The organism is Caballeronia sp. BR00000012568055 (assembly GCF_029439455.1).
In the GTDB taxonomy this organism is placed as follows: Bacteria; Pseudomonadota; Gammaproteobacteria; order Burkholderiales; family Burkholderiaceae; genus Caballeronia.
Window position 1 is genome coordinate 80,704 of sequence record NZ_JAQFVG010000109.1, and the last position, 25,776, is coordinate 106,479.

Annotated in this window: 25 protein-coding genes and 1 pseudogene; 11 read left to right on the forward strand and 15 right to left on the reverse strand. The window is 56.9% G+C overall.

What is annotated here, in order from left to right:
* Nucleotides 1-29: 29 nt before the first annotated feature.
* On the reverse strand, nt 30-593 hold the full coding sequence (gene phaP / locus P7F28_RS06905) for a TIGR01841 family phasin (RefSeq protein ID WP_277183756.1): 564 nt from the start codon (nt 591-593) through the stop codon (nt 30-32).
* A gap of 544 nt (nt 594-1,137) precedes the next feature.
* Between phaP and P7F28_RS06910 the strand changes: the two genes are divergently transcribed.
* Nucleotides 1,138-1,413: a helix-turn-helix domain-containing protein gene (locus P7F28_RS06910; RefSeq protein ID WP_277183757.1), complete on the forward strand. Its 276-nt coding sequence runs from the start codon at nt 1,138-1,140 to the stop codon at nt 1,411-1,413.
* A gap of 19 nt (nt 1,414-1,432) precedes the next feature.
* Here the strand turns inward: P7F28_RS06910 and P7F28_RS33940 are convergent, their stop codons facing one another.
* Together P7F28_RS33940 and P7F28_RS33945 are read right to left on the reverse strand one after the other, a co-directional pair.
* On the reverse strand, nt 1,433-1,966 hold the full coding sequence (locus P7F28_RS33940; RefSeq protein WP_370467253.1) for a DMT family transporter: 534 nt from the start codon (nt 1,964-1,966) through the stop codon (nt 1,433-1,435).
* A pseudogene (locus P7F28_RS33945) lies at nt 1,940-2,380 on the reverse strand (EamA family transporter); the annotation flags it as partial. The gene P7F28_RS33940 and the pseudogene P7F28_RS33945, both read right to left, overlap by 27 nt.
* A 411-nt stretch (nt 2,381-2,791) precedes the next feature.
* On the opposite strand from P7F28_RS33945, the gene P7F28_RS06920 reads away from it, so the two are divergent.
* Nucleotides 2,792-2,971, forward strand: coding sequence for a hypothetical protein (locus P7F28_RS06920; protein ID WP_277183759.1), 180 nt, complete (start codon nt 2,792-2,794; stop codon nt 2,969-2,971).
* On the opposite strand, the gene P7F28_RS06925 is transcribed toward P7F28_RS06920, so the two are convergent.
* Entirely contained in the window at nt 2,972-3,406 is a 435-nt protein-coding gene (locus P7F28_RS06925) for a hypothetical protein (protein WP_277183760.1), read from the reverse strand. It abuts the gene before it with no gap.
* Between the two features lie 239 nt (nt 3,407-3,645).
* Between P7F28_RS06925 and P7F28_RS06930 the strand changes: the two genes are divergently transcribed.
* On the forward strand, nt 3,646-4,026 hold the full coding sequence (locus P7F28_RS06930) for a hypothetical protein (RefSeq protein ID WP_277183761.1): 381 nt from the start codon (nt 3,646-3,648) through the stop codon (nt 4,024-4,026).
* Nucleotides 4,027-4,060: 34 nt separating this feature from the next.
* On the opposite strand, the gene P7F28_RS06935 is transcribed toward P7F28_RS06930, so the two are convergent.
* The 3 genes from P7F28_RS06935 to P7F28_RS06945 form a co-directional block, all read right to left on the reverse strand.
* Nucleotides 4,061-4,228, reverse strand: a complete 168-nt coding sequence (locus P7F28_RS06935; RefSeq protein ID WP_277183762.1) for a hypothetical protein — start codon at nt 4,226-4,228, stop codon at nt 4,061-4,063.
* 206 nt (nt 4,229-4,434) lie between these two features.
* Nucleotides 4,435-5,466, reverse strand: a complete 1,032-nt coding sequence (locus tag P7F28_RS06940; protein ID WP_277183763.1) for a S1C family serine protease — start codon at nt 5,464-5,466, stop codon at nt 4,435-4,437.
* A gap of 53 nt (nt 5,467-5,519) precedes the next feature.
* The gene (locus P7F28_RS06945) at nt 5,520-6,389 is read right to left on the reverse strand and encodes a phosphorylase (RefSeq protein WP_277183764.1); all 870 of its coding nucleotides are present in this window, start codon (nt 6,387-6,389) and stop codon (nt 5,520-5,522) included.
* A 92-nt stretch (nt 6,390-6,481) separates the two neighbouring features.
* Between P7F28_RS06945 and P7F28_RS06950 the strand changes: the two genes are divergently transcribed.
* From P7F28_RS06950 to P7F28_RS06960, 3 genes are all read left to right on the forward strand, one after another.
* On the forward strand, nt 6,482-6,991 hold the full coding sequence (locus P7F28_RS06950; RefSeq protein WP_277183765.1) for a DUF1269 domain-containing protein: 510 nt from the start codon (nt 6,482-6,484) through the stop codon (nt 6,989-6,991).
* 182 nt (nt 6,992-7,173) lie between these two features.
* Nucleotides 7,174-7,938, forward strand: coding sequence for a ParA family protein (locus P7F28_RS06955; RefSeq protein ID WP_277183766.1), 765 nt, complete (start codon nt 7,174-7,176; stop codon nt 7,936-7,938).
* 155 nt (nt 7,939-8,093) lie between these two features.
* Nucleotides 8,094-9,005, forward strand: coding sequence for a LysR family transcriptional regulator (locus P7F28_RS06960; RefSeq protein ID WP_277183809.1), 912 nt, complete (start codon nt 8,094-8,096; stop codon nt 9,003-9,005).
* Here the strand turns inward: P7F28_RS06960 and P7F28_RS06965 are convergent.
* Together P7F28_RS06965 and P7F28_RS06970 are read right to left on the reverse strand one after the other, a co-directional pair.
* Nucleotides 8,993-9,865 (reverse strand): mechanosensitive ion channel family protein, encoded by an 873-nt coding sequence (locus P7F28_RS06965; protein WP_277183767.1) that lies wholly within the window; start codon nt 9,863-9,865, stop codon nt 8,993-8,995. The genes P7F28_RS06960 and P7F28_RS06965 overlap by 13 nt on opposite strands.
* 154 nt (nt 9,866-10,019) lie before the next feature.
* Nucleotides 10,020-10,550 carry an Lrp/AsnC family transcriptional regulator gene (locus tag P7F28_RS06970; protein WP_277183768.1) on the reverse strand — a complete coding sequence of 177 codons (531 nt, stop codon included), beginning with the start codon at nt 10,548-10,550 and terminating at the stop codon, nt 10,020-10,022.
* A 154-nt stretch (nt 10,551-10,704) separates the two neighbouring features.
* Here P7F28_RS06970 and mdeB point away from each other — a divergent pair, with 154 nt between their 5' ends.
* Nucleotides 10,705-13,431, forward strand: coding sequence for an alpha-ketoglutarate dehydrogenase (gene mdeB, locus P7F28_RS06975; RefSeq protein WP_277183769.1), 2,727 nt, complete (start codon nt 10,705-10,707; stop codon nt 13,429-13,431).
* Here mdeB and P7F28_RS06980 read toward each other — a convergent pair.
* Nucleotides 13,428-14,075, reverse strand: coding sequence for a phosphoribosyltransferase (locus P7F28_RS06980; protein WP_277183770.1), 648 nt, complete (start codon nt 14,073-14,075; stop codon nt 13,428-13,430). The genes mdeB and P7F28_RS06980 overlap by 4 nt on opposite strands.
* 206 nt (nt 14,076-14,281) lie before the next feature.
* On the opposite strand from P7F28_RS06980, the gene P7F28_RS06985 reads away from it, so the two are divergent.
* The 3 genes from P7F28_RS06985 (at nt 14,282) to P7F28_RS06995 (ending at nt 18,780) form a co-directional block, all read left to right on the forward strand.
* Nucleotides 14,282-15,484 (forward strand): ammonium transporter, encoded by a 1,203-nt coding sequence (locus P7F28_RS06985; RefSeq protein WP_277183772.1) that lies wholly within the window; start codon nt 14,282-14,284, stop codon nt 15,482-15,484.
* Between the two features lie 73 nt (nt 15,485-15,557).
* A complete protein-coding gene (gene nadE, locus P7F28_RS06990; protein ID WP_277183773.1) occupies nt 15,558-16,406 on the forward strand; it encodes an ammonia-dependent NAD(+) synthetase in 849 nt (282 codons plus the stop codon).
* A 175-nt stretch (nt 16,407-16,581) separates the two neighbouring features.
* Complete coding sequence (locus tag P7F28_RS06995) at nt 16,582-18,780, forward strand: hybrid sensor histidine kinase/response regulator (RefSeq protein ID WP_277183774.1); 2,199 nt, start codon at nt 16,582-16,584, stop codon at nt 18,778-18,780.
* Between the two features lie 6 nt (nt 18,781-18,786).
* Here P7F28_RS06995 and P7F28_RS07000 read toward each other — a convergent pair whose 3' ends face one another.
* The 3 genes from P7F28_RS07000 to P7F28_RS07010 form a co-directional block, all read right to left on the reverse strand.
* Nucleotides 18,787-19,230 carry a hypothetical protein gene (locus P7F28_RS07000; RefSeq protein WP_277183775.1) on the reverse strand — a complete coding sequence of 148 codons (444 nt, stop codon included), beginning with the start codon at nt 19,228-19,230 and terminating at the stop codon, nt 18,787-18,789.
* Nucleotides 19,230-20,510: a sorbosone dehydrogenase family protein gene (locus P7F28_RS07005; protein ID WP_277183810.1), complete on the reverse strand. Its 1,281-nt coding sequence runs from the start codon at nt 20,508-20,510 to the stop codon at nt 19,230-19,232. The genes P7F28_RS07000 and P7F28_RS07005 overlap by 1 nt, the downstream gene beginning before the upstream one ends.
* 78 nt (nt 20,511-20,588) lie before the next feature.
* Nucleotides 20,589-22,154 carry an FAD-dependent oxidoreductase gene (locus tag P7F28_RS07010; RefSeq protein WP_277183777.1) on the reverse strand — a complete coding sequence of 522 codons (1,566 nt, stop codon included), beginning with the start codon at nt 22,152-22,154 and terminating at the stop codon, nt 20,589-20,591.
* A 113-nt stretch (nt 22,155-22,267) separates the two neighbouring features.
* On the opposite strand from P7F28_RS07010, the gene P7F28_RS07015 reads away from it, so the two are divergent.
* A complete protein-coding gene (locus P7F28_RS07015; protein WP_277183779.1) occupies nt 22,268-22,480 on the forward strand; it encodes a hypothetical protein in 213 nt (70 codons plus the stop codon).
* Nucleotides 22,481-22,534: 54 nt separating this feature from the next.
* Here P7F28_RS07015 and pqqA read toward each other — a convergent pair whose 3' ends face one another.
* Together pqqA and P7F28_RS07025 are read right to left on the reverse strand one after the other, a co-directional pair.
* Nucleotides 22,535-22,609 (reverse strand): pyrroloquinoline quinone precursor peptide PqqA, encoded by a 75-nt coding sequence (gene pqqA / locus P7F28_RS07020; RefSeq protein WP_277183811.1) that lies wholly within the window; start codon nt 22,607-22,609, stop codon nt 22,535-22,537.
* Nucleotides 22,610-22,843: 234 nt separating this feature from the next.
* Nucleotides 22,844-25,753 (reverse strand): EAL domain-containing protein, encoded by a 2,910-nt coding sequence (locus tag P7F28_RS07025; RefSeq protein WP_277183780.1) that lies wholly within the window; start codon nt 25,751-25,753, stop codon nt 22,844-22,846.
* Between the last annotated feature and the right edge of the window lie 23 nt (nt 25,754-25,776).

The window sequence follows — 25,776 nt, forward strand, 5'->3', positions numbered from 1 at the left end:
AGGCGGAACGAGGTCCGCCTTGTTTCGGATTACTTCTTCGCGCTGGTCGCTTTCGATGTCGCGCGCACTGCGGTTTGCGTGGCGACGCTTGCATCGTTCTGCGCCGCCTCGACAACCTTGTTCGCTGCCTGTTTCGCCGCTTCATAAGCCGAATTCGCGGATTCGGTCGCGGCATCGATCGCCGATCTCCACGCGTTCACGACCACTTCGCTGCCGGCAGGCGCGTTGCTCGCGAAGCTATCGACCAGTGCCTGCGCATTGCGCTGCGACTTGCCGAGTTGCTCCTGAAACGCATCGACGTACACGCCGCGCACGCCCGAGCCGATTTCATAAACCTGTTGCCAGTACGCCTGAACACGCTGCGCGCCGAGCTGCGCATGCTGATTCTGCAAAGCGAAAAATTCCTGCGGACCGCGCGCGGTGTACGTTTTCGCAACCAGCGCCTGATGCTCGGCAAGCGCCGCGCGCAAGGTCTGCGCGTTCAGTTCGAACAGCTTTTCGAAACCTTCGAACGCGCGGGCCGCGAAACCGAAACTCGCATCCAAACCTGCCTTTTGTGCTGCTAGAAGATTTTCCGGCGCAAGACTGCTCATACTGGACTCCAGGTGAAAGTTACCTATTGGATTTGCAATGCTTTGTGCGATGCAGCGGACAAATCATTCTAAAGATTGCGTCGCGAGTGTCAATTGCGTTTTCCCGCGCGACCGATTAACGCCAATGATATTCGCTTCAAATATTGGCGCATGAATGCCGAAAGGCGCTTAAAGGAATATTGACTTCAGCATGCATTTATTTCTGCCGATATTGGTATACCAAAATTCGGCGGACAAGCGTGCGCTTTCGAATAGACCGAACGGACGTTCAGTAAGAAGCTGCCTCAATGCAGACGTTTGGCGTGCGCGGCCATCATCCGCAGTGATTCTTTTTTGAGATGCGTTGTTTCCCTAGTTGACGCATTGATGCTCGAATTGGAAGAATCTCGCATTGCAGCAAATCGCGCAATAAAAGGTAATGCGTCTGCGGATTAAGGGCGTGAGTTTGTCACTGCCTCGTCACTGTGACTCCGTACGATTCCCACCTGCGCAAATCGAGCCGGCGCTGAACGGCATAGTTTATAAATCGAGAGACTGAAAGAAAATGGGGCGTCATTCCCAAACCATCGGACATCTGGAACGTAGTCACGAAGACAACGCATTGCGGCGCGCCATCGCCGCGAGACTCGACCGGGCCATGCAGAAAGGCAATATCAGTTCGGCTAAAGCCGCCGATTGGCTCGATGTCAGCGAGCACGACGTGCAATTCTGGCGGCGCGGCATTACGGTGCCGCCGCTCGACGCCTTCAACCGCATTGCGAAGGCGCTCGATCTGGACGTGCACTGGCTGTGCACGGGGCAGTCAGCCAGCGTCAACTGACAACTGATTGCGCTCGCGTTCAGTCGATCGACTGAGCGATGGTATCCGCTGCCGACGGCTTTCGCCCATGCAGCAACACGGTGCCGATGCCGCTCGCCGCAATCACGCACATGCCGATCGCCATCCACATGTCGGGAAGCTGGCCGAACAGCAGCCAGCTATAAAACGCGGCAAACGCCAATTGAGCGTAGGAAAACGGCGTCAGCACCGAGAGCGGCGCGCGCTTGAGCGCCTGAAGCATCAGCAGATGGCCGCCGGTCGCCACGCTCGCCATCAGCGCGACCAGCAGCCAATTGTTGAAGCTCACGCGTCCGAGCGCGGGCAGCGTTTCGGCCTGGTCCATCCACACCAGCACGCAGAGCACCAGCGTCGCAAAAAACGCGGTGAGGAAGTTCGTGGTGAGGGCGTCGTCGACGCGTGACAGATGGCTCGACACGACCTGGAAGCACGCGAAGGTCGCCGCCGCGCCGATCGGAAACACCACGGTCCAGGTGAACTGGCTGCCGCCCGGCCGCACCACCAGCACCATGCCGATAAAACCGAGCACGACCATCGCCCATTTGCTGCGCGGCACGTCGTCTTTGAGCACGAGGGCGGCGAGCAGCGTGGAGATAAGCGGCGCGAGCATGGCCAGCGAAGTCGTGACCGGAAGCGGCAAGTGCCGCAGACCGGCAAACGTGCAGGCGGAATTGGCGAGCAACATCATGGCGCGGAAAATCTGCAACTTCGCGTTGCCCGTGCGGAACATGTTGAGCACGCCGCGCCGTCCTTGCCAGATTCCCAGCACGACCGCCTGAAAAATGTAGCGGACCCAAAGCAGGGCCAGCAGCGGAACCGCCGCGCCAATCACTTTGATGGTGGAGTCGCTGGCGGCGAATGTCGCCGTGGTCGCGATCATTATGAAGATGCCGGCACCGGTGGTATCGGTACCAACTGCGAATCGCGCCTTGCCGCCTAGCGTTGCCATCGATCTCTCATGGTTTCGGCCGCATCTCGAACGCGCCGGGCGGCGGTTCTGCGACGGCCTTCAAAGAACACGGCGTTCTACGCCGTTACTTCATTGTCCGGACAACGATCAACCGTGGCAAGAAAACAGAAAGGTTCTTTAGAACGTGTTGTGCGCAGGTCACGGCGCGTTAAATGTACTAGACGGTTCGGCCAATTTATTCTTGGCAAGTTGTGCGTGCTTGTCTATTTAGAAAATCGCGCGATCGTTCGCCGTTATTTTAGGGTGACGAAATGATTTGTCTCGCGCATCTCATCCATATCCAACAGATCACGAACAAAACGCTCGATTGTTTTAATCAAAAGCTTTCCCAAGCGTCATTTGCCGTCTACATTTAAAGTAGTTTCTCAACTGCGTACGCAGGAGGCGGCGATGACCATGAGGACGCGGCAAGTCGTTCGCATGCTGGCGACGTTTCGTCATTCCGCCCGTTGCAGAGTGGTGCGCGCGGCAAAGGCTCAGGAAGCGCTAAAGCTCGCTCAAGAAGAAGCCGATGAGAAAGAACGCATCGCTGTGGCTTTGGCGGAAATGACGCCGGAGCGCAGGCACTGATCAAACACGCGCCGCGTTTCTAAAGGGCGAGGAGCGCCAATGGCCGGTGGCATCTTTGATTGCGACAGCGCCGTGTTCGTGCAGCATATCGGCGATGGCGGCCGGTTTGATTTCATCGGTGATGCGTATGACAAGCAGCGTTCGCTCACGCGTGGCATCGTCGGCGGCTTTGGGCTTATTTGCATAGCACGGCGAAGCCACGTCCGCCACATAGCGATTCTTTGAACCTGTCACACCTTGATGCTCGCCATGCGCAATGTATTCGGCATCATCTTCTTCATGAGCGGGTGGAGGAAATGCGTCCATGTCGATATCGTCACGCCCCGCGCGATACAAATGCGCATGATCACGCTTTAATCCTGCCAGTTGCAGCGCGCGTAGAGCATCGTGACCATCGCGCCATGACGCGAATACGCCGGTTATCACTTGATTCATGGTCGCCTCCGAATGTGCCTCTGACTGGCTCGCTTATTCTTCATATTAGTCCAGCAACACACGTTCCCGCATGACAGTCCGAAAGCTTGGAAGCACGCTAAGAAATGCGCGGCGCGCAAGGAAAATGCCGGGTTGCGACCCCAACGCCAATCACCTAAAGTAAGTGACCTGATGCAGTGAGTTGTTTTACCCGGCAATGCGCGCGCGGGCAGATGCGCGTTTTTCGTGAGGTAAGAAAAATGGCGAAAGCCTGCGCGTGGGCGTTTCTGTTTTTGGCGTTAATGACTCGCGTCGCGTACGCGGCACCATGCTATAACGACGGCGATGTCGTTACGCTCGAAGGCAAGGCAACCCGCCAGGCACCGCGCGATGCGGACGCCTCGTCCAAGCCTGCGTGGGTGCTGGCGTTGAGTAATCCCGTCTGTGTTCTTACTGCCGCTGCGGGTCAGGGCGCGAAGCAGCAAAGCACCATTTCCGCTGTGCAGATTATCGACGCCGTGCCAACAGAAAACGCGCGCATTCAACTTACCGGCAAGTTAATCACCGGCAATCTCAGCACGTACTATGCGGTTCCCAATGCAATATGGGTGCTTAAGGAACGCGTATTATCCGGCCAATAACAACTACGCTTAAGCGTTGCGTTTCTCAAAACGCTTAAGCCGCCTTAGCCTGACACTTGCAATATTCAGCCACTACAAACTGCAGCGTTCGATGATCGAGCTTGCGTTCTTCAGCGAAGCGCATGATGGCATCGAGTTGCTGGCCGCTGCAGCGAAATGCCTCACGCCGTGGCGTAGCCGGTTTTTTCTTGTTCGTAGTCATGGCAATCCTCTTCTAAGGACCTTCCCCGACAAGGTCAAACGGGTTAAAGGCTGACCCGTGTGCGCGCTTGTTTGCTTGATGCTTTTTATTTCTTGATGGCGTTATTACACCTGATATTTGTCTGATTAACTGGCTGTTAGCGCACACAGTAGCCCGGACACGAAGCACAGCGCAAAGCGTGGGCCTGATGTCCGGACAGTTATCGATCAGATGCTCTGCTCGACTGGTGTGATATCGATGTCGAGCTTTTGCGAACCACGCAGCACGGTGACCTTTACCACCTGTTCGATACGCGATGCATCGAACATACGCTGCAAGGCGTCCACGCTATCGATACTCACGCCATCTATCGCAACGATTCGGTCACCGATATGAATATCGCCTAAAGCGGCCGGACTGCCCTTGACGATTTCCATCACGTGTACGCCGCTTGCGGCCGTGAGTTCGAAGTAGCGTTGCACTCGGCGCGATATCGGCGTCGTCGTGCCCGCTACGCCGATATACGCGCGACGCACGCGGCCGTGCGCGAAGATCTGCATGATGACCCACTTCGCGGTATCGATCGCTGTAGCAAAGGAAATCGCCTGCGCGCCCGCGATAATCGCCGTATTGACGCCAATCACCTGTCCCGCCGAATTGATCAGCGGGCCGCCCGAATTACCGGGATTGAGCGCGGCATCCGTTTGAATGACGTCGTAAATCATGCGGCCCGACGTGGAGCGCAAAGTGCGCCCAAGTGCTGAAACAACGCCGGTCGTAACCGTTTGTGCAAGCCCCAGCGGATTGCCCACGGCAATCGCAATCTGCCCGACGCGAAGGCTGGCCGAATCGCCCAATTCGACTTGTGGCAAAGGTTCTGGCGAGCCGATACGCAGCACCGCGAGATCGCTCGCAGGGTCGTCGCCAACGAGATCGGCATGAAAGCGGCCGCCGTCTGCAAGCGTGACGGTGATTCGCGTGGACCCGTGAACCACGTGACTATTGGTGAGCAAGTAACCATCGGGCGTAAAAATAAAGCCCGAACCCGTGCCGCCGGACGGACGCTTCACGCCGCGCGCATCGGCAATTTCGCGCTCCACGGCAATGAATACGACGGCTTGCTGCACGCGTTCGAGTGCGCCGATGACCGTGCGCGAATAGGCATCGAGCAGGGCGGTATCGTCGAGCGGCGATGAAGAAGAGGCGGCGTCTTGCGGGCTGCGCGCAAGATCGTCAATGAACTGTGGTCGGCTTCCCATGTGATGGACTCCCGGATATCTGGAATCCGACATGCGGGCTTTCGGTGCCTATTTCAAGGGGTATTGTGTGCAGCGCGCCCACACGCGCGCGCGAGCAGCTTCATCGGCCCGAGCGATTCGACGACGGCGCGTTGCGCATCGTCGCGCACGAATAGCGAACCCGCAAAGCCGAGCGCATTCACGGCCACGCCCTCGACGTGCGATATCGCGCGCGGCACCGCCATCATCCAGCGTCGCGTGACGAGTAGGTTATAAGGCGACGCTTCTTCTATGCCGATGGCCAAGAGAAGCGCGCGATACACATCGTGTGCGTCTTGATGGTCTAGCCACGCCGCTGCATGCGCAAACGGAAGTTGCGGCACGCTAAAGATTCCATCATCGGACCGTGCGGCTTCGATCAGCGGTTCGATGGGAAGCGAATGATCGTCGAGCGGCAAGGGCACGATCTGCAAATGCTTATGAGGCTGACTCGATCCCGCAACGGTGCCGCCGTTGTAGAAGCCAAGGCCATCGAATTGATCGAAACATGCAAACAGCGCGGCAAAATCATATTCGTTAAGCCAAGCGTCTTGCGATTCGAATTGACTCGTCACGATCAGCAAGTGATGCGCAAGCACATTGAATTTGTTAAGCAATAGAAAATGCCGCTCGCCGATATCGCCTACGCGCAGCGCGGCTTCGCATGGAGAGAATGGATCGCGCCGCGCGGCGGTGTTGTCCGCCTTGGCTTTTTCCGCGAGTTTCGACGCCTGTTCCTTGCGCGCGAGATTCACCGCATTCTGAAGAATAAAACGCATGCCGCCGTCTTCAATCGCGCTTTGGCGTGTCTCAAAGGAACGTAGCGCGCCGCACGCAAGCGCGGTTTCGGTTTGACTAAGAATGGCTTGCCAGGAAGGTGCGCTTAGCGTGTGTTGTCCGTTCATACCCGCTCGCATGAGATAGCGTTTGAGAAACGTAAGCCCGCGTCGCCTATATTTGATCCATGTCGATCCGAATTAAACAACAGGAGGGCGACATGAGACGACTCTATTTTCTTTTGCCCGACATTGTCAGCGCCAGAGAAATCATCGACGAATTGCTGCTCAAGCGTATCGAATGGCGTCACATTCATGTGCTGGCGCGTCCGCACGAACCGCTCGAAGATCTCCCTCAGGCAACGCTTGCGCAACGCTCGGACCTGCTGCCTGCGCTTGCGCGCGGCACGGCGGCTGGTGGCGTAACGGGCGTGCTGGCGGGTCTCGTGGCGATGGCCTTTCCGCCAGCAGGTCTGACGATCGCGGGCGGCGCGGTGGTCTGTATGACGCTCGCAAGCATGGGTTTTGGCGCGTGGGCGGCGACCATGATCGGCGTCGGCATTCCCAACACGCGGCTTAAGCGCTTCGAGCATGCCATCGAGCAAGGCGAATTGCTGATGATGGTGGACGTGCCTAAGGACCGCGTAGAAGAAATTGAAAAACTGGTGAAAGGCCGCCATCCCGAGGCAGATGTCGAAGGCGCGGACCCGACCATTCCCGCCTTTCCTTGATTGACAGGCTTTGGCTGGTGCGCGCGCTAAAGGGCGCGATCTGCTTACTTTCTGATACGCTAAGATCACGTGCCGGACTCGGCGGCACGTGCGTCTTAGCGCGTGTCCGCTCCCCTTAGTAACGAAAGCAGCGATAGCAGCGCCGAAAATACAACCGTTCACTTCCGAGGAAGAATAAGCCGATGCGCCGTGTGGTCTTTAATCAAAAGGGTGGCGTGGGCAAGTCCACCATCGTTTGTAATCTCGCTGCCATCAGCGCGTCGCGCGGCCTGCGTACGCTGGTGATCGATCTCGATCCGCAAGGCAACGCAAGCCAATATTTGCTTGGCGCGAATGCGCGCGACGCTCAGCCGAATCTGGCGAGCTTCTTTGAGCATGCTTTGAGCTATAGCTTCCGCGAGCCGGCATTCGAATCGTTTATTCATTCGACGCCGTTCGAAAATCTCGATATCGTGCCGTCGCATCCCACACTCGATACGCTCCAGGGCAAGCTCGAATCGCGCTATAAAATCTATAAGCTGCGCGACGCGCTAAAGAATCTTGCGGCGTATGACGCCGTTTATATCGACACACCGCCCGCGCTGAATTTCTTTACGCGCTCGGCCTTGATCGCCGTGGACCGTTGCCTGATTCCGTTCGATTGCGACGACTTCTCGCGCCGCGCGTTGTATTCGGTGCTGGAAAACGTGCAGGAAATCCGCCACGACCACAATCCCGATCTGAACGTCGAGGGTATCGTCATCAATCAATTTCAGCCGCGTGCGAGCTTGCCCAAGCAACTCGTCGATGAACTGCGCAGTGAGGATTTGCCGGTGCTCAACTCGCACTTGTCGCTGTCGGTGAAGATTCGCGAGAGCCATCAACATGCACGTCCGATGATTTACCTCGAACCGCGTCACAAGCTCGCGCAGGAATACATGGCGCTGCACGAGGAATTGAACGGCTGACGCTTAGCGTGTGTGCCGTTTGTCTGGTGATTCGGCTTAGGGAATAAAGCGCCGCCAAACACGTTCTTGCATTAAGCCTGCTCTAATGCGAGACGTTTATGGTTGCCACCAACGTAATCCCACATGGTCCTCCGACTACTGAGAGTTTGTCCGGCATGGTCGCGTTCGTGCGCGCGGCGGAGTCGGGCAGTTTCGTCGCGGCGGGGCGCGCGTTGGGATTATCGGCGTCTGCGGTCGGCAAAAGCGTGATGCGTCTTGAAGCCAAGCTAGGCGTGCAATTGCTTAACCGCACCACACGGCGCATTGGCTTGACGCATGAAGGCGCGCATTTCTTTGCGCGATGCAAGCGCATTCTCGCCGATCTCGAAGATGCCGAGAGCGAGCTGTTCACATCGACTGCATCGCCGCGTGGGCGTTTGAAGATCAGCGCGCCGTCGCTTGGTGCGCGCCTTTTAATGCCGCTTGTGCCTGAGTTTCGTCAGCGCTTTCCAGATATCGAACTCGATATCGACTTTAGCGATCGCTTAGTGGATATCACGCAAGAAGGCTATGACGCGGTAATTCGCACCGGACGCCTCGCGGATTCGCAATTGCTTGCCAGGCCGCTTGCCCAATACGGTCCCGTTATCGTCGGTTCGCCGGCGTATTTCGCGGGTCACGGCGAACCGGCGACACCGGCCGATCTCGAAGGGCACGCGTGTATTCGCTTTCGCTCACCGGCAAGCGGGCGCATAGAGCCTTGGACGTTGCAAGGCGAATCACTTGACGATCACACGGCGGCGATCGAGCCTCGCGCAGCGCTCACCTTCAACGATATGGAAGCGATGTTAGCCGCGTGCATCTCAGGTTTAGGCCTGGCCTGCGTGCCGGATTACATCGCGCGCGGCGCAATGGAAAATGGGCTATTGCGCGCGGTGTTGAACGCGCATACACGCGCCGAAGGCACATTCCATATTCTTTGGCCGCCTAGCCGGCATGAAGCGCCAAGATTGCGCGCATTCATCGACCATCTTGCTACGCGTTTAGGCGGCGCACCGGTACCTGAGGCGCGTTATCAGGCGGCTTGACTGCCACGCAAAGGTTGCGGTGGCTGCGGTGCTTGCGAAGGCATCAATTCAGCTGCCACGCGCCGCACGACCGGCGTTTCGGGCGTCGGATAACCCGCTTGCGCAAATGTTTCGATAATTGCGCGATTGGTGTCGAAATAGACCTGCCAATAATTTGTCGTATCGGTATAAGGCCGCACGCATAAAAGCGGTCCTTCAGGCGTAAAAGAAAGCACTTCGACATCCGGTGCCGGTTCAGATGAGACATTCGGAATTCTTGCTACGGCGGTCTTCAAACGCGAAATGGCATCCAGCACATCGACGCCGTTAGCAATCTTCGCCGTCAGTTCCACCCGCCGATTCGGCAACACGCTGAAGTTCCAGATGGTGTCGGAAAAAATCTTGTTATTGCCGATAATGGCCGTGACATTGTCGGGCGTAGTGATAGTAGTGCCAAACAAGCCCAATTCGGTAACCGTGCCCGTCACGCCGCCCGCAGTGACAAAATCGCCGACCTTGAAAGGCCGAAGCACTTGCATGAACACGCCCGCCGCAAAGTGCGCCAGCAAGCCACCCCAAGCCGTGCCGATCGCCAGTCCAAAACCCGCAAGCAAGGCGGCAAACGATGTGGTCTGAACGCCGAAAATCTGCAGAATGGCCAGCACCAACAGCAGATTAAGAATGACGCTGACAATGGAACCAAGATATTTCGCAAGCGTAGGATCGACACGGCCATTGCGCGCTAGCAATTTACGCATGCCGCCAATAACCAGACCGATCAGCCAGCGGCCGACTAACCAAAGCGCGATTGCGCCGAGAATCATGATGCCGAAATCGACACCACGCGTCATGATGAAAACACGCACGGTTTCAAGGTTCATGTCTTTCTCGCTTGCGTGAGACTTCGCTAAGAAGAAATCGCCGGCAACTCAAGAAAACCCAAGACTCTGGTTTTATAGGCGATGCATTGCATCACTGCAAGATTTACACGAATGCTTCAGAAAATCGGCATGATCGACCGCATTGATCAGACATTCATGTCCATTCCTCGGCGTCGCTCTTAGGCTCTGGCAACGTCAAACCGGAAGCAGGCAAAGGCAGCGCGGTCTTATAGCGCACTTGTTTGAGCGCAAAGCTCGAACGAATATTCGCGACGCCCGGCAGCTTGGTTAGCCGTTCGAGAATGAAATGCTCCAGCGCCGCGACGTCCGGCAGCACGACTCTTAGCAGATAGTCGGCGTCGCCTGTCATCAGATAGCACTCCATGACTTCCGGGCGTTCGCTGATTGCATGTTCGAAGCGCGCCAGCGCGTCTTTCACCTGTTTTTCCAGACTCACCTGAATGAACACATTGATGCTTAAGCCCAGTGCTTCAGGGCTAAGCAGCGTGACGTGTTGCCTGAACAAGCCCGCCTTTTCCAAGGCGCGAACGCGATTGAAGCATGGCGTAGCAGACAGATTCACCGCGCGCGCCAGTTCCGAATTCGTGATGCGCGCGTTCTGCTGAAGCTCGTTAAGAATGCCGATGTCGATACGGTCCAGTCGCTGCTTAGTGTTTGCGGTCATAGTAGATCGATTCCGGTTTTTAGCCATTTATCAGAGAAATTACACTAAGGAATAGCGCTAAGCCAGCTAAAAGAGACGCACATTCTGTCTGGCTCTGGATATGCTTAAAGAATTGCCAGGAATTGAAGCCGAGACACTTCACCGGAGTTGCGCCATGACTGATTTATCCAACGGCACGCAGCAAATTCTCTCGCTTGCCAAAGGCCGCGAAGATACCGATCCCGCCGAAACCGCCGAATGGCTGGAAGCGCTGGATGCGGTCGTCGATCATGTCGGCAAGGAACGCGCGCAGTATTTATTCGATCGCTTAGCGGAGCACGCGCTGTCGGTCGGCGTGGAGTCCGCGCGTGCGCGTGCAACGCCTTATGCCAACACTATTCCCGTCTCACGGCAGCCGCCTTACCCCGGCAATCTCGAGATCGAAGAGAAACTCGCCGCAGTGCTGCGATGGAATGCGCTGGCCATGGTCGTGCGTGCCAATCGCGCTTACGGCGAACTGGGCGGCCATATCGCCAGCTATGCATCGGCGGCGGATTTGTTCGAGGTCGGCTTCAATCATTTTTTCCGCGCAGCCAATGAAAAGAACGGCGAACAGCACGGCGGCGATCTGGTCTATTTCCAGCCGCATTCATCCCCGGGGGTGTATGCGCGCGCGTATCTCGAAGGCTTTCTCGACGAAGAACATTTGAAGCACTATCGACGCGAAATTGCCGGCCCCGGATTGTGTTCGTATCCGCATCCGTGGCTGATGCCGGATTTCTGGCAGTTTCCGACCGGCTCGATGGGCATTGGCCCGATCAACTCCATTTATCAAGCGCGCTTTATGCGCTATGTGCAGAATCGCGGCTTGCTGCAAACGGAAGGGCGCAAAGTCTGGGGCTTTTTTGGCGATGGCGAAATGGACGAGCCGGAGTCGATCGGTGCACTGTCACTTGCCGCGCGCGAGCAACTCGACAATCTCGTTTTCGTCATCAACTGCAATTTGCAACGGCTCGATGGACCGGTGCGCAGCAATGGCCGCATTGTCGATGAACTCGAAGCGCAATTCACTGGCGCAGGGTGGAACGTTATCAAGGTACTGTGGGGATCGGATTGGGACGCGTTATTCGCACGCGATCGAACCGGCGCATTGCTGCGCGCCTTTGCACATACCGTCGATGGTCAATTCCAGACTTTCTCCGCTAACGACGGACGCTATAACCGCGAACGTTTCTTTGGCCAGAATCCAGAGTTGGCCGCGCTCGCCGCGCATTTATCCGATGAAGACATCGACCGCTTGCGTCGCGGTGGACATGACGTCAGGAAATTGCACGCCGCTTATGCCAAGGCACTCTCACACAAAGGACAGCCAACTGTCATTCTTGCCAAGACGATGAAAGGCTTCGGCATGGGCACGGTCGGTCAGGGGCGCATGACGACACACCAGCAAAAGAAACTCGATCTCGACGATCTCAAGGCATTTCGCGATCGATTCCGCTTGCCTTTATCTGATGAGGATGTCGAACAATTGAAGTTTTGCAAGCCTGCGGATAGCGCGCCTGAAATGCGCTATTTGCATGAACGCCGCCAGGCCTTAGGCGGTTATTTGCCAAGACGGCGCGCACGCGCCACGCACGCGATTACGCTGCCAGCCCTTAAAACATGGGGCCAATTCGCACTCGATGCATCCGGCAAGGAAATGTCCACGACCATGGCCTTCGTGCGCATGCTTGGCAATCTGCTCAAGGATGCGCAACTCGGCAAGCGCGTGGTGCCGGTCGTGGCGGACGAAGCACGCACATTCGGCATGGCGAATCTCTTTAGGCAAGTCGGTATTTATTCTCCGCTTGGCCAATTGTATGAGCCGGAAGATATGGGCTCGATGCTCTATTACCGCGAAGACACAACAGGCCAGATTCTCGAAGAAGGCATTTCGGAGGCGGGCGCGATTTCATCGTGGATCGCGGCGGCGACGTCGTATAGCGTGCACGATCTGCCCATGCTGCCGTTCTACATCTATTACTCGATGTTCGGTTTCCAGCGTATCGGCGATCTGATTTTCGCGGCTGCGGACCAGCGCTCGCGAGGCTTTTTGATCGGCGCGACATCGGGCAGAACGACGCTTGGCGGCGAGGGCTTGCAGCATCAGGACGGCACGAGTCATATCACGGCATCGACCATTCCGAATTGCCGCGCCTACGATCCCGCGTTCGCTTATGAAGTCGCAGCAATCGTGGATGAAGGCATGCAGGAAATGATGACGCGTCAAAACGATGTCTTCTATTACATGACCGTGACCAATGAGAATTATGCGCAGCCTTCCTTGCCCGGTGGCGTGTTGAACGACACCATGCGCGAAGGCATTTTGCGCGGCATTTACCGGCTCGATACCGGCGACGAAGATCACGCTCAAGTGCAATTGCTTGGCTCCGGCGCGATCCTTAATGAAGCAATTGCCGCGCGCGTCATGTTGAAAGAAGACTGGAATATAGAGGCGGCCGTATGGAGCGTGACGAGCTATACGGAATTGCATCGTGATGGCGCGGCTAAGGAACGTGTCGCTCGTCTTGCAGATGAAGACACGCCTGACGCGTTTGTGACGCAAGCGCTTGCTGCTTCGCGCGGACCTGTGGTTGCTGCGACCGACTATGTGCGCGCATTGCCCGAACTGATTCGCGCCTATGTGCCGCGCCGTTACGTCACGCTTGGCACGGACGGTTTTGGACGCAGTGACACGCGTCAGTCCTTGCGTGCGTTTTTTGAAGTGGACCGCTTGGCGATCGTATTGGCGGCGTTGAAATCGCTCGTGGATGAAGGCGTTCTCGAACGTTCGATCATTAAACGCGCGCGAGAAAAATATGCGCTTGGAGACGTATTAAGCGATGCGCCCTGGACCCGCTAAGGCTTGAGCGCCTGGTCGAGCAGATCACGCACTTCATCGTCGCTGGTCTGCTCGAAATCGGCGTAAAACTGGCCGACGCCGAAGTAATGACGGGGCCTGAGCACGCATACGAATTCATCGACGATTGCTTCGACGCGCGCCTCGGACTCCAATGGCGCAACCGGCACCGCAGCCACGATGCGTGACGGACGCGCATTTCGCAGCGACATGCACGCAACCTTCATGGTGGCGCCTGTCGCCATACCGTCATCGACGATGATAGCGATGCGGCCATCGACATCAAGCGGTGGCTTGTCACCGCGATAAAGCCTTTCGCGCCGTTCCAATTCGATCCGCTCGCGCGCGATCACTTCCTCCAGCGCACGCCGACTGACGCCCGCGTAATCGACGATGCGCTCATCGAGATAAAACGCGTCGCCGGAAGCGATCGCGCCCATTGCAAGTTCCGGCTCTAAGGGCGCGCCGAGCTTGCGGACCACGAGCACGTCCAGCACTGCACCGAGCGCGCGCGCAACTTCGAACGCCACAGGCACGCCGCCGCGTGGCAACGCAAGCACGCTGACGTCATTTTTGTGCGCATAGCGGTCAAGGCGCGTCGCTAATTCGCAGCCCGCTGCGCGTCGGTTTTCGAATGAAGAATGCATCACAACCTTTCTCTAAGCTTGGCGCTAAGAAAGTGCATAAATGCCGCTAAACGGCGCATTGCACATTCTTAGTGCGTCCAATGTCAAGACTTTCCGCACCAAAATATTTCCCTCTGAGGCTTTAGCTGCACCGGCTTAGCGCTAAATGCGCCAAATTGGCCCGGAACTTGCAATATTCCGCCCCTTTGAACTTGCGACCCGTCATCATGCAGGCACCTCAATCCGGAACCGACACACTTTTTCTGTTGCTGGGCGCCGCAATGGTGCTTGCCATGCACGCAGGTTTTGCGTTCCTTGAACTCGGCACCGTGCGCCGCGAAAATCAGGTCAACGCTTTAGTAAAGATACTCGTCGACTTCGCCGTTTCGACGCTTGCGTACTTCTTTATCGGCTACAACATCGCTTACGGTGTGCAATTCATGCATAGCGCGGATGTGCTCGCACAACACAACGGCTATGCGTTAGTGCGATTCTTTTTCCTGCTGACCTTCGCCGCCGCCATTCCTGCAATCGTTTCGGGCGGCATTGCAGAGCGATCGAAATTCAATCCGCAACTCTTTGCGACTTGCGTGATCGTCGGCTTTATTTATCCATTGCTCGAAGGCATGGCGTGGAACGAGCGCTTTGGCATTCAGGCATGGTTGACGCAAGCATTTGGCGCGCCATTTCACGACTTTGCAGGATCGGTGGTCGTGCATGCCTTTGGCGGCTGGGTCGCCTTGCCTGCGGTTTTGCTGCTAGGGCCGCGTCACGGGCGTTATCACAAGGACGGGCGCATTGCGGCGCATCCGCCATCGAGCATCCCGTTTCTTGCGCTCGGCGCATGGGTATTGGCGGTCGGCTGGTTCGGCTTCAATGTGATGAGCGCACAGACGGTCGATAAGATCAGCGGACTCGTCGCGGTCAATTCTTTAATGGCGATGGTTGGCGGCACATTGGCCGCGTGGTTCGCCGGTCGCAACGATCCCGGCTTCACGTATAACGGGCCGCTTGCGGGACTGGTGGCGGTGTGCGCGGGTTCGGATCTAATGCATCCGTTGGGCGCGCTTATTGTCGGCGCGGTGGCGGGCGTATTGTTCGTGCAGATGTTCACGTGCGTGCAAAACCGCTGGCGTATCGACGATGTTTTGGGCGTATGGCCATTGCATGGCATGTGCGGCGCTTGGGGCGGTATTGCGGCAGGCATCTTCGGGCAAAAGACGTTTGGCGGTATCGGCGGTGTGTCGATCTGGTCGCAGAGCATCGGCACGGTCGGTGCAATCGTGCTGGCGCTCGTGGGTGGCGGCGTGGTGTACGGCGCGATCAAAATGACAGTTGGATTGCGGCTCGATCGCGAAGAAGAATTCAATGGCGCGGATCTGGCCATTCATCGCATCTCGTCTACACCCGATCGTGAAATGGCGGGCTAAGGCTTAAGGCTAAAGCTTTAGGGAAGTGCGTTCGGGTCTAGACTGAACGCACGATATCCTTAAGGACCGCCTCATGTCTAACGACCACGTGACTCGTCAGAAAGCAATCATCGAAGAACTGAAGGTCGCGCCCACGTTCGATGAACAAACCGAAATAGATGCGCGCATCGCCTTCCTTGCCGATTATCTCGACGCAGTGAAATTGAAGGTCTACGTACTTGGCATTAGCGGCGGTGTCGATTCATCCGCTGCGGGCCGTCTTGCGCAACTCGCCGTCGAACGATTGCGCGCAGGCGGCAAAGAAGCACGCTTTATCGCGATGCGCCTGCCATATGGCACACAGCACGACGAAGCGGACGCACAACGCGCACTGGCCTTTATCAGGCCCGACGAAACGCTCACGGTCGATATCAGACCCGCCGCCGACGCGATGCTGGCTTCGCTCGATCAGGCAGGCGCGCGTTACGCCGATGAAAAACACAAAGACTTCGTGCTCGGCAATATCAAGGCTCGCCAGCGCATGATTGCGCAGTATGCTGTAGCGGGCGCACGTCAGGGCTTAGTGATCGGCACTGACCACGCGGCCGAATCCTTAATGGGATTTTTTACTAAGTATGGCGATGGCGGCGCGGATATTTTGCCGCTTTACGGCTTGAATAAGCGTCGCGTGCGCGCGCTCGCTAAAGCCTTGGGCGCAAGCGATGAGATCGTTATCAAAATGCCCACGGCAGACCTGGAGACGCTGACGCCGCAAAAGCCCGACGAGGACAGCTACGGCATCAGTTACGACGACATCGATGATTTTCTGGAAGGTAAGCTTGTCTCCGACGCGGTCTACACCACTATCTACCGTTTCCACGACGCAACACATCACAAGCGCACGCTGCCCATTACGCCGCTAAAAAATCTTAAGCGTCTTTAGCCAAACCTCAAGCGCAGCCAAGGCGCATTTAATGCGCGGTTGACGTGTCTGGCGCATTAAAAGAAAATGCCCGGCCCTTAAGAAAATAAGGCGAGAAATTGCGCTAAGTGTGCGCTATGCCGCAGAGCGCGTACCGGTTACGATATACCGGTCGATTTCCCTGGAGGCGAACGGCTTGAGTTCCTCTGAGACCGCGACACTAGACCTGCCATTGCCCACGCGCAATTTCGCGCTGACGCGGCGTGTGCTGTTGCTCGTGCTCGCCGCATCGGTTTTGATTCCGCTCGCTTGTCTCAGCATCTATGGCTATTACGATATTCAGCGCCGCTATGTGGACGCCGAGGAACTGACCGAGCGCCTGTCGCGCGTTGCGAACGAGCACGCGCTCAAGGTGCTGGACCTCAATCAACAACTGGAAGCGCGCGTCGTCGATATGCTGGGCGATAGCGACGATGCCAATATCACCAGCCGTCAGGAAGCGCTGCATCGCACGCTGGACGATATGAGCGGCACGCTCCCGCAGGTCGCGGCCATTTCCGTGTTCAGTGCAGAAGGCGTGCTGCTGGCCAATAGCCGGTTCTATCCCGCGCCTTCCGTTTCCATCGCCGATCGCGATGACTTCGTCTCGGCGCGCGCGGTTGCGCCCGTGACGTATTTCTCGTTGCCCTTACGTGGCAAGGTCGCGCAATCCGATGTATTTACCACTACGATGGGCCGCATTTCGCACGACGGACATTTTCTCGGCGTGGTCTCCATCGCGTTGAAACGCAGCTATTTCACGGACTTTTATCGCGAACTCGCAGCGGGCGATCAGGCGCTCGTCATTGGGTTGTATCGGCGTGATGGCGGCATTCTGGTGCGCTATCCGGCCAATCCGGATGGCACGCAGCCCACCACCAATTCGCCGTTCACGAACGCGTTTCGCAATAACGAGTTGTATGGGCGTCTGCAAATGAGTTCGTCGATCGATCACGTCGAGCGTGTGCTCGCGTATCGGCGTGTGGGCGACTATCCGCTCTATGTCGCGACGGGCTACGCCACGTCGGTCATCGAAACGTACTGGCTGTATCACCTCATGCTCGTGTCGGCTATTGCGGCGCTGCCATGCTTGGCGATATGGCTGTTGATCGCGTTTTCCATTCGGCGCGTCAATGCTGAACAGGCCGCGTGGGAGCGCTGGCAGGCAGAAGTCGCGACGCGTCTTTCAATGGAAGCGTCGAGCCGTCAATTGCGACGCATGGGCGCTTTAGGCAATCTCGTCGCGAACGTGGCGCACGATTTCAATAATTTGCTGATGGTCGTGGCATCGAATATGGAGCTGGCGCGCCACAAACATTTCAATGACGTCGAGAGCGAAGTGCTTGCGGTCGAGCGCGCGACTTCTGGTGCGGAATCTTTAGCGCGCCGTTTATTGAGCGTTGCGCGCAAGAGTCCGCTTAAACAAGAATTACTCGATCCAACCGCGTGGCTGCGAAGCGTGCTCGATACCGTCAGGGCTGCTGTGCATCTCAACGTTACGGTAACGCTCGAATTATCGCCCGATGTATGGTGGGTGACTGCTGATCACGTCGAACTCGAGCTTGCCTTGGTGAATATCGCCGTCAATGCACATGAGGCCATGCCACATGGCGGGCGTATCGTCATTCGTTGTCAGAACGCGCGCGTACGCGGCAATGAAACCGATATTCCGGACGGTGAATATGTGCTCGTCTCCATTACCGACAACGGCGAAGGCATGCCCGACGCGGTACTGAGGCGCGCGTTCGAACCGCTCTTTACTACTAAGGAACGCGGTGCAGGGACGGGCCTTGGCTTAGCGCAAGTCATGTCCGCATGCGAGCAAGCGGGCGGCACGGCGCGCATCACAAGCGTGCCGGGTGCGGGCACGACCGTTCGCCTTTATCTGCCGCGTCATCAGGGTCCTGTGCCAGTTACTCATGCACCTGCCATGCCGATCGTCGAAAAAGCGATGCCTGAGACGGCGGTTCGTCATCCGGCAGAAGAGCATCCGTTGCGCGGGACATCGGTGCTTTTGGTTGAAGACAATGTGGACGTTGCAGCAGGTATCAATGCCGTGCTCGAAGTATGCGGATGCACGGTGCATCACGAAGACAGCGCAGATGGCGCGTTTGATTTAATGGGCGAGGGCTATAGCTTCGATCTCGTGCTATCCGATGTGCAGATGCCGGGGCGCATGAACGGCATTGATCTCGCTGAACAGATTACACGTCGCCTGCCATCGCAAAAGCTCGTGCTGATGACGGGCTATGCAGATGAAATCGAGCGCGCGCGACATCTCGGCGTGCCGATTCTCGCCAAGCCGTTCGATATGGATGATTTACTCGACCTGATCGCGCCAGGCGTTCCGCATTAAGACGGCCTAGCCTTTTCCAACAGCGCGTGCGCCTACTAAAGGATTAAAGCCAGCGGATTTTTGCTTAGGCGCGGTTTTCTTAGCGGCGGCGGTGCGCTTGCCATCGGAATCGTTGCCGCCGAGTTGCGCCAGAAGTGATTCATCGTCCTCAGTTTCTTCGACCGCGCTATTTCCAGTCAGATGCTCGACAACCGAGAGAAAGTCTTTCTGAGCCGAACGTAAAGCGCGCCCCGGCATCATGGTGAGTACGACGGCTTCTTGTACGGAATGCTTATCGACTGTTTTGAGCGTCGCGGTTGCGGACCAATCAACGCCGCTGTCCGCATACGCAGCGATCACGTGATGAAGCACAGCAGGCGAAAGCACGCCTGCATCGTAAAGGGCGACGATTTGCTTTTCCGCAAGCGAAAACAGCAAAGGCGCGCCGGCCTTAGGCTTTCGCGCAGCCATTATTTAGCCGCCGGCGCAACACGCCACACCGCATTGCCGACGTCATCCGCCACAAGCAAAGCGCCCGTATGATCGATCGCGACGCCGACGGGCCGTCCTTGCGCGCGCCCGTCCGAAGACAGAAAGCCCGTCAGGATATCTTCGGGTGGTCCCGACGGTTTGCCATCGGTAAAAGGCACGAATACGACCTTATATCCGCTTCTGGGCTTGCGATTCCACGACCCATGCTGACCGACAAATGCGCCATTCCAGTAATGCTGCGGAAATACTTTGGCATCGTAAAATACAAGGCCGAGCGATGCCGTGTGCGCGCCTAGCGCATAGTCGGGCGCGATAGCGGATTGCACTTTAGCGTCATCTTGAGGCTTGACCCGATCATCGACATGTTGGCCGTAATAGCTATAAGGCCAGCCATAAAACGCGCCATCCTTAACGGCGGTCATATAGTCGGGCACCAGATCGTTACCCAGCTCGTCGCGTTCATTGACTACGGTCCAAAGCGCGCCGCTTTGCGGCTGCCATGACATGCCATTCGGATTGCGCAAGCCGCTCGCGTAAAGCCGTGTCTGCTTGGTGTCGATATCCACTTCGAGAATGGCCGCACGGCTTTGCTCTGCATCGATGCCATTTTCCGCGACGTTGCTATTCGAACCGACTGTCACGTAAAGCTTCTTGCCGTCGGGACTGGCGATAATGTTCTTGGTCCAGTGATGATTGATCGGCCCTGCAGGCAAGTCGATAAATCTCTCACCGGGCGTCGTGATCTGCGTCTCACCGGTCTGATACTTGAAGCGCATGATTGAATCGGTATTCGCGACATAGAGCTGATCGCCGATCAGCACCATGCCAAAGGGCGAATGCAGCTTGTCGATAAACACGGTGCGCGTTTCGGCAATGCCGTCGCCATTGGTATCACGCAACAAAATGATCCGATCGGGACTTGGCACCGCAGCGCCGGCGCGCTTTTGCACCTTCTTCATCACCATCCCTTTTAGACCCGCATTTGAGTCGTGAGGCTCAGGTGCATTGCTTTCCGCGACGAGCACATCGCCATTGGGCAACGTGGTGATCCAGCGTGGATGATCGAGTCCGGTGCTGAATGCGGTGACCTCGAAGCCTGCTGGCGAGCTTGGCTTTTGTCCCTGCTGCCAAGGCTTAGCAGGCGCAATATTCACCGTCGGCAGCAGCGACTTCTTTGGCGCATCCAGCGATGGATTCGGCCCAAATCCTTTAGGATATTCTTGAGCGAATGCAGTAATGCTTGAGAGCGCGATAACGATCGCGAGTGAGAGTGTTTTCGCAGTCAACGTGGGCTCCTGCACTGGATATCAAGCTACCCACAGCAAACGATGTTCCATTCACTCACTCGCTATACGGCGCGCTTCGTCAAGCGTGAGCTTTTCGCGCATTGCTTCGGCCAGCTTGCCCATTGCGTGATCGTGTTCGCACGCGACAATGGCGCGGACTTGGTCATCCTTTAGCAAATATGCAATGAAGTGCTGTGCGTCAAGATCGCCGTCTATTTCTACGCGATCGGGATCTTCCGCATGGCCGAGATATTCGAAGGTCTTGTCGTAATGAAACGTCCAGAAATAAGGGACGCCTGCGTACTCTCGCTCGATACCCGCCATGTTGTAAGCCGCCACACGCGCATGCTGTTGTGCAACGCGCCAGTGTTCGATACGCACTGATTCATTCGTCTGCGGCAGCCTAAAGCGCGCGATGTCGCCCGCTGCGAAAAGATCGGGCGCTGCACGCATACTCGAATCGACGGCGAGGCCACCGTTTTCATCCAGCGCCACGCCCGCCAAAAACGCGGTGGCAGGTTCCACGCCCGTTCCCGCGACGACCATATCCGCCGCAAGCCGTTCACCCGAATCGAGCATGACTTCGCGCACCGCATTTCCACCACGAAACGCGCTGACGTGTGCATTCATACGGAACGTAACGCCATTCTTCTCATGCAATTTCCTGAACATTTCGCCGATACGTACGCCGAATTGCTTGGCAAACGGCACCTTGCCGGGCGCAACGACGGTCACATCGACATTGCGTTTTCTTAGACACGAAGCCACTTCCAATCCGATAAAACTCGCACCCACGATCACTGCGCGTGCATGCTCAGGCAATTCCTTTAGCGTGCTTAAGATTGCACTTGCATCATCAAGATGCCGTAGAAGATGCACGTGAGCGAGATTCGCACCGGGAATGGCCAAAGGCTTGGGAACACCGCCTGTGCAGATCAATGCGGCGTCATAGTCGTATTTGAAGCCGCTTACGAGTTCCACATGTTTGCTTTTCGCATCGAGATGCATCACGCTCGATTCGACTCGTTCGATTGCATGCTTTTCGAAGAAATCATCGTCCAGCAAGGGCGGTACTTCATCTGCTGGCATATCGCCGGAAACAACGAATTTGCTTAGCGATGTGCGGTCGTAAGGCATGGCGGCATCGTGACCGGCGAGCACGATGCGTCCGGGAAATCCCGCTTCGCGCAAGGCGGCGCATGCGGCAGCGCCTGCCGCGCCAGCGCCCGCGATCAAGATTGTTTTATCTGATTTGCCGGATGTGGGCTTTGAGCGACCGGCTTCGTCCGCTTGCAAAGACACGAACACATCGCCGTCTTTGAGTGTGACCGGATAACGCGTCAAGCCCTTTAAAGGCGGTGGCTCGACAAGACTTCCATCGCTCAGTTCGAAAGTGCCTTTATGCCATGGACAGACAATACGTCCGTTGCAGATCGCGCCTTCTTCCAGCGGTGCGCCTGCATGAGGACAATCGGCAGAGTAAGCATGCACGATCTCGCCATCACGCACGAGCAGAATGGGCGTTTCTCGAGCGTTATCGTTTTTGATGCAAACGCGCGTACCGCGCTCGGCCGACACTTCGTCCGCGCGCGCGACTTTATGCAGAGTGGGGGACATTGCGCTTCTCCGTGGCTTGACGAAGCGCCCCGCAAAAAGCGGACCGCTTAGCGCGATTGTGGAATGCGCGTTGCTAATGTTTGTTCATCGAATTCGCTAAACGGAGATCGAAGATGAACACGGAGGAAGCCAAGCGCACCAACAAGACCGTGGAAGGCGGGCATCGTCCTAACGCTGCGGAAATCGAGCCTGAAAACAGGCGGTTGGATCAGCATCCGCATCAAACGGCGGAGGTGCCTTATGGTTCAGGTGACCGGCCGGAGCCGGCAGGCAAGGGCGGAATGGAATCGCATCAGCCTTCGGAGCGCGATTCGCAAAAGAAGTAAGTCCGAAAATTCAAACGGCCGCTTCAGTAACGAAGCGGCCGTTTTTCATGCTGATCAGCGCGTGGCAATGTACATCGTAATTTCAAAGCCGAAGCGCATGTCGGTAAATGCTGGGGTGTCCCACTTCATAAAACCTCCTTGTGCCTTTAGGCATTTGGCAGCCTGACGGATGTCGGGCCCGCGTGGCTTTGTCATGCAAAAGCGCCGTACAAAGCCTCGCTCCATATCGACGCCTTTTTAATCCTAGCGCGATTCCGAGTTCGCTTGATTGGAAATCGCTTACCCGATCATTTAATTTATTTATAGCCGGTGGCAATTACTGCAACTTGCGGGCGTTCATCAAGGGATTACCCTGCTTTGGCCCTAAAGCAAAGCGCTCGATGACGTGCGCGGCGCTAACGAAGTACGCGTCAGCGCTGCTAGCGGCAAAGGTTTATCGAAGAAATACCCTTGCGCTTGGGCCGCGCCCATTTCGCGCAACACCGCTAAGGTCTCCGCATCTTCGACACCCTCAGCGACAAGCGTCAATCCAAGCGATTCGGCCATACGTACGATCGCCCGCACGATCGCGCGGCTGCGCGGACTGGCGGTCAATTCGAGGATAAACGACTTATCGATCTTGAGCCCGGTGAACTGATATTGATGCACATAGCTAAGCGACGAGAAACCGGCACCGAAATCATCGAGCACAACGGACATGCCGTTATCCGCAAGCCGTTGCATGGTGCGGCGCGCAAGATCCGGTTCCGCAACAAGCGCGCCTTCGGTAAGTTCAAGACAGACGCGCGACGGCGACACGCGATAACGCTGCAATAGCGCAAGCACATCATCTGCGAATTCGGGGCGCGTCATGCTATAGCTCGAACAATTCACATGCACAGGCGGCCAGTGCGCGTATTGATCATCAGACAAGATGGCGGCCACGCGTTCGAGCATATAAAGATCGAGTCTTCCGATCAATCTCAAGCCTTCAACAGCGGGCAAGAATTCGCCGGGCGCAACAATGCGTCCATCGTGCTGACGCCAGCGAATGAGCGCTTCCAATGCGACTACGGCACCGCTTTGCACATCGACAATTGGCTGGAAATAAGGCACTAATTCATCATCACGCTTCATTGCATTGCGCAATGCGCCTTCTCGTTCAACCTGATCCGAAACCTGACGCCGCAACTCTTGGTTGAACACGACGAAGCTGTCACGTCCCGCATTTTTCACGCGATACATCGCGGTGTCGGCATCTCGCAGCAGATCAGTCGGTTCGGTATGAAACTGAATATCCGCACTGACGATGCCGATGCTGCACGATGAAAACACCACATGTTCTTCGATATGGAACGGCAGATCGAAGGCCGCGAGAATGCGCTTGGCAATGGCGACCGCATCACGCGCCGTCGCATTCGGCGACAGCACAGCGAATTCGTCGCCACCCAGGCGCGCAAGCAGATCGGCCGAGCGCAGGCAATCGCGCAGACGCGCAGCGGCTTGCACGAGCAACATATCGCCGAAATGATGGCCGAGGCTGTCGTTGACCACTTTAAATCGATCGAGGTCGATAAACATCACCGACAGTTCTTCGCCGCGCGTGTGATAGTCGCGCCACGCCCCGCGCAAGCGATGCATCAAATGGCTGCGATTCGGCAATCCCGTTAATGCGTCATGCGAATTTTCGTAAAGCAGGCGCGCGTTGGCATCGTCAAGCTCGCGTGTGCGTGCCTGCACGCGTGCTTCGAGTTCCAGATTGGCGGCATGCAAGGCTTCGGCATCGCGGCGGCGCGAGAGGGCTGTATCGATATGACGCGATACGAAGGTCAGCAATTCCTGATCGCGCTGCGTATAGCGCACAAGCGGCGAATAGCTTTGCACCGCAAGCACGCCACGCACTACGTCGCCATCGAACAAAGGAATGCCTAGCCATGAACGCAAGCGTACTTCGTCATGCTCAATATCGAATGCGCCTTCTTCGATCAAACGCAGCGCTTCCTTATGATCGATCAGACGCGCACGGCGTTCGCGGATCACATATTCCGTCAAGCCACGTTGATTGCGTCGCGGCGCGGGGCGCTCCTGCACGATTTCATCGACATAATAGGGAAAAGACACTTCACCTTTGTCGGTATCGGAAAGTGCGATATAGAAATTGCGCGCGTAAAGCAACTCGCCGACGATACCGTGCAAGCTGCGAAAGAATTCCATCGTGTCGCCGGGGCGGCTGGATAGTTCGGCAATCTGATAAAGCGCGGCCTGCAAGTGCTCCGAGCGTTCGCGTTCGGCAATGCCATGACGCAGCGCCGCGTTTAGCTTGGATAGTTCGGATGTGCGCCGCGCGACCTGCTCTTCGAGATCGGCGCGGTGAAGAATACGGTCGAGCGCCATGGCGACATGTCGCGCGGTCACCAAGAAAAGCGCGCGATCTTCTGCACTGTAAATGCGCGAGAGATCGTAGACCTGCATGGCCAACATGCCGAATACTTCGTCGGACGCATTCTTGAGCGGCGCGCCCATCCAGAATTCCGGACGATCGCCAATGCAAAAAAATCGTCCCGCTTGCTCAGCGGCGCGAATATCCGCAGCCGTCACAAAGAGCGGCTGTTCGCTGGTGAGCACCTGGCCCGTCATGGAAAGATGCGACGGATCCAGAACGTCAAAGTTATCCGCTTCTACGACGTCGGTATCAATGACATCGACGTAATACGGATAAGTGATTTTTCCGGACTTGCGATCGTAAAGCGCGAGATAAAAATTTTCGGCATCGATCAGTTGGCCAAGACGTTCATGCACGCAGCGCAAAAAATCGGCGCGTTCGGGCACCGAACTCGCAAGGTAAGCAATTTCATAAAGCACGCGCTGCGTAAGTTGCGCGCGTGCAAGCGCATCGGATTGAGTGCGTTCGCCTAACGCGCGCGCGAATTCGGCAAGCCGCGCATCATGACGATGACGCGCGGGCGCAAGCAGCCAGCCAAGCGCATTCTCGCCGTGACCGGTTGGCCATGCATGCCAGCCGTTAGCCGTGCACGAAGTCTGAAACGCGTCTTCGGGGATGCTCTCGGGCCAGCCGAGTTGCGCGTGGCCTTGTCCTTCGAGATGCAATGCTTCGCCCGCCCGATACCAGGCCCATTCCTGCGGATGACCGGTCGATGCCGCTTCGCGCAGCAAGGTCTCGATCGAAGGCGCAGCGCTCGCCGTGCCGATTTGCAAGCCACGTACGGCTGAATTTTCGGCTGCGGCTGCATCGCGCGACTCGGCGTATGCGCGGTACGCAGAAAACACACTCATCGGCGCTCCAGGCCCGGCTTAGG

What these genes read in the sequence shown, in the direction of transcription:
- phaP (WP_277183756.1), bottom strand. Translation starts at nt 593, where the DNA reads ATGAGCAGTCTTGCGCCGGAAAATCTTCTAGCAGCACAAAAGGCAGGT.
- P7F28_RS06910 (WP_277183757.1), top strand. Translation starts at nt 1,138, where the DNA reads ATGGGGCGTCATTCCCAAACCATCGGACATCTGGAACGTAGTCACGAA.
- P7F28_RS33940 (WP_370467253.1), bottom strand. Translation starts at nt 1,966, where the DNA reads ATGGTCGTGCTCGGTTTTATCGGCATGGTGCTGGTGGTGCGGCCGGGC.
- P7F28_RS06920 (WP_277183759.1), top strand. Translation starts at nt 2,792, where the DNA reads ATGACCATGAGGACGCGGCAAGTCGTTCGCATGCTGGCGACGTTTCGT.
- P7F28_RS06925 (WP_277183760.1), bottom strand. Translation starts at nt 3,406, where the DNA reads ATGAATCAAGTGATAACCGGCGTATTCGCGTCATGGCGCGATGGTCAC.
- P7F28_RS06930 (WP_277183761.1), top strand. Translation starts at nt 3,646, where the DNA reads ATGGCGAAAGCCTGCGCGTGGGCGTTTCTGTTTTTGGCGTTAATGACT.
- P7F28_RS06935 (WP_277183762.1), bottom strand. Translation starts at nt 4,228, where the DNA reads ATGACTACGAACAAGAAAAAACCGGCTACGCCACGGCGTGAGGCATTT.
- P7F28_RS06940 (WP_277183763.1), bottom strand. Translation starts at nt 5,466, where the DNA reads ATGGGAAGCCGACCACAGTTCATTGACGATCTTGCGCGCAGCCCGCAA.
- P7F28_RS06945 (WP_277183764.1), bottom strand. Translation starts at nt 6,389, where the DNA reads ATGAACGGACAACACACGCTAAGCGCACCTTCCTGGCAAGCCATTCTT.
- P7F28_RS06950 (WP_277183765.1), top strand. Translation starts at nt 6,482, where the DNA reads ATGAGACGACTCTATTTTCTTTTGCCCGACATTGTCAGCGCCAGAGAA.
- P7F28_RS06955 (WP_277183766.1), top strand. Translation starts at nt 7,174, where the DNA reads ATGCGCCGTGTGGTCTTTAATCAAAAGGGTGGCGTGGGCAAGTCCACC.
- P7F28_RS06960 (WP_277183809.1), top strand. Translation starts at nt 8,094, where the DNA reads ATGGTCGCGTTCGTGCGCGCGGCGGAGTCGGGCAGTTTCGTCGCGGCG.
- P7F28_RS06965 (WP_277183767.1), bottom strand. Translation starts at nt 9,865, where the DNA reads ATGAACCTTGAAACCGTGCGTGTTTTCATCATGACGCGTGGTGTCGAT.
- P7F28_RS06970 (WP_277183768.1), bottom strand. Translation starts at nt 10,550, where the DNA reads ATGACCGCAAACACTAAGCAGCGACTGGACCGTATCGACATCGGCATT.
- mdeB (WP_277183769.1), top strand. Translation starts at nt 10,705, where the DNA reads ATGACTGATTTATCCAACGGCACGCAGCAAATTCTCTCGCTTGCCAAA.
- P7F28_RS06980 (WP_277183770.1), bottom strand. Translation starts at nt 14,075, where the DNA reads ATGCATTCTTCATTCGAAAACCGACGCGCAGCGGGCTGCGAATTAGCG.
- P7F28_RS06985 (WP_277183772.1), top strand. Translation starts at nt 14,282, where the DNA reads ATGCAGGCACCTCAATCCGGAACCGACACACTTTTTCTGTTGCTGGGC.
- nadE (WP_277183773.1), top strand. Translation starts at nt 15,558, where the DNA reads ATGTCTAACGACCACGTGACTCGTCAGAAAGCAATCATCGAAGAACTG.
- P7F28_RS07000 (WP_277183775.1), bottom strand. Translation starts at nt 19,230, where the DNA reads ATGGCTGCGCGAAAGCCTAAGGCCGGCGCGCCTTTGCTGTTTTCGCTT.
- P7F28_RS07010 (WP_277183777.1), bottom strand. Translation starts at nt 22,154, where the DNA reads ATGTCCCCCACTCTGCATAAAGTCGCGCGCGCGGACGAAGTGTCGGCC.
- P7F28_RS07015 (WP_277183779.1), top strand. Translation starts at nt 22,268, where the DNA reads ATGAACACGGAGGAAGCCAAGCGCACCAACAAGACCGTGGAAGGCGGG.
- P7F28_RS07025 (WP_277183780.1), bottom strand. Translation starts at nt 25,753, where the DNA reads ATGAGTGTGTTTTCTGCGTACCGCGCATACGCCGAGTCGCGCGATGCA.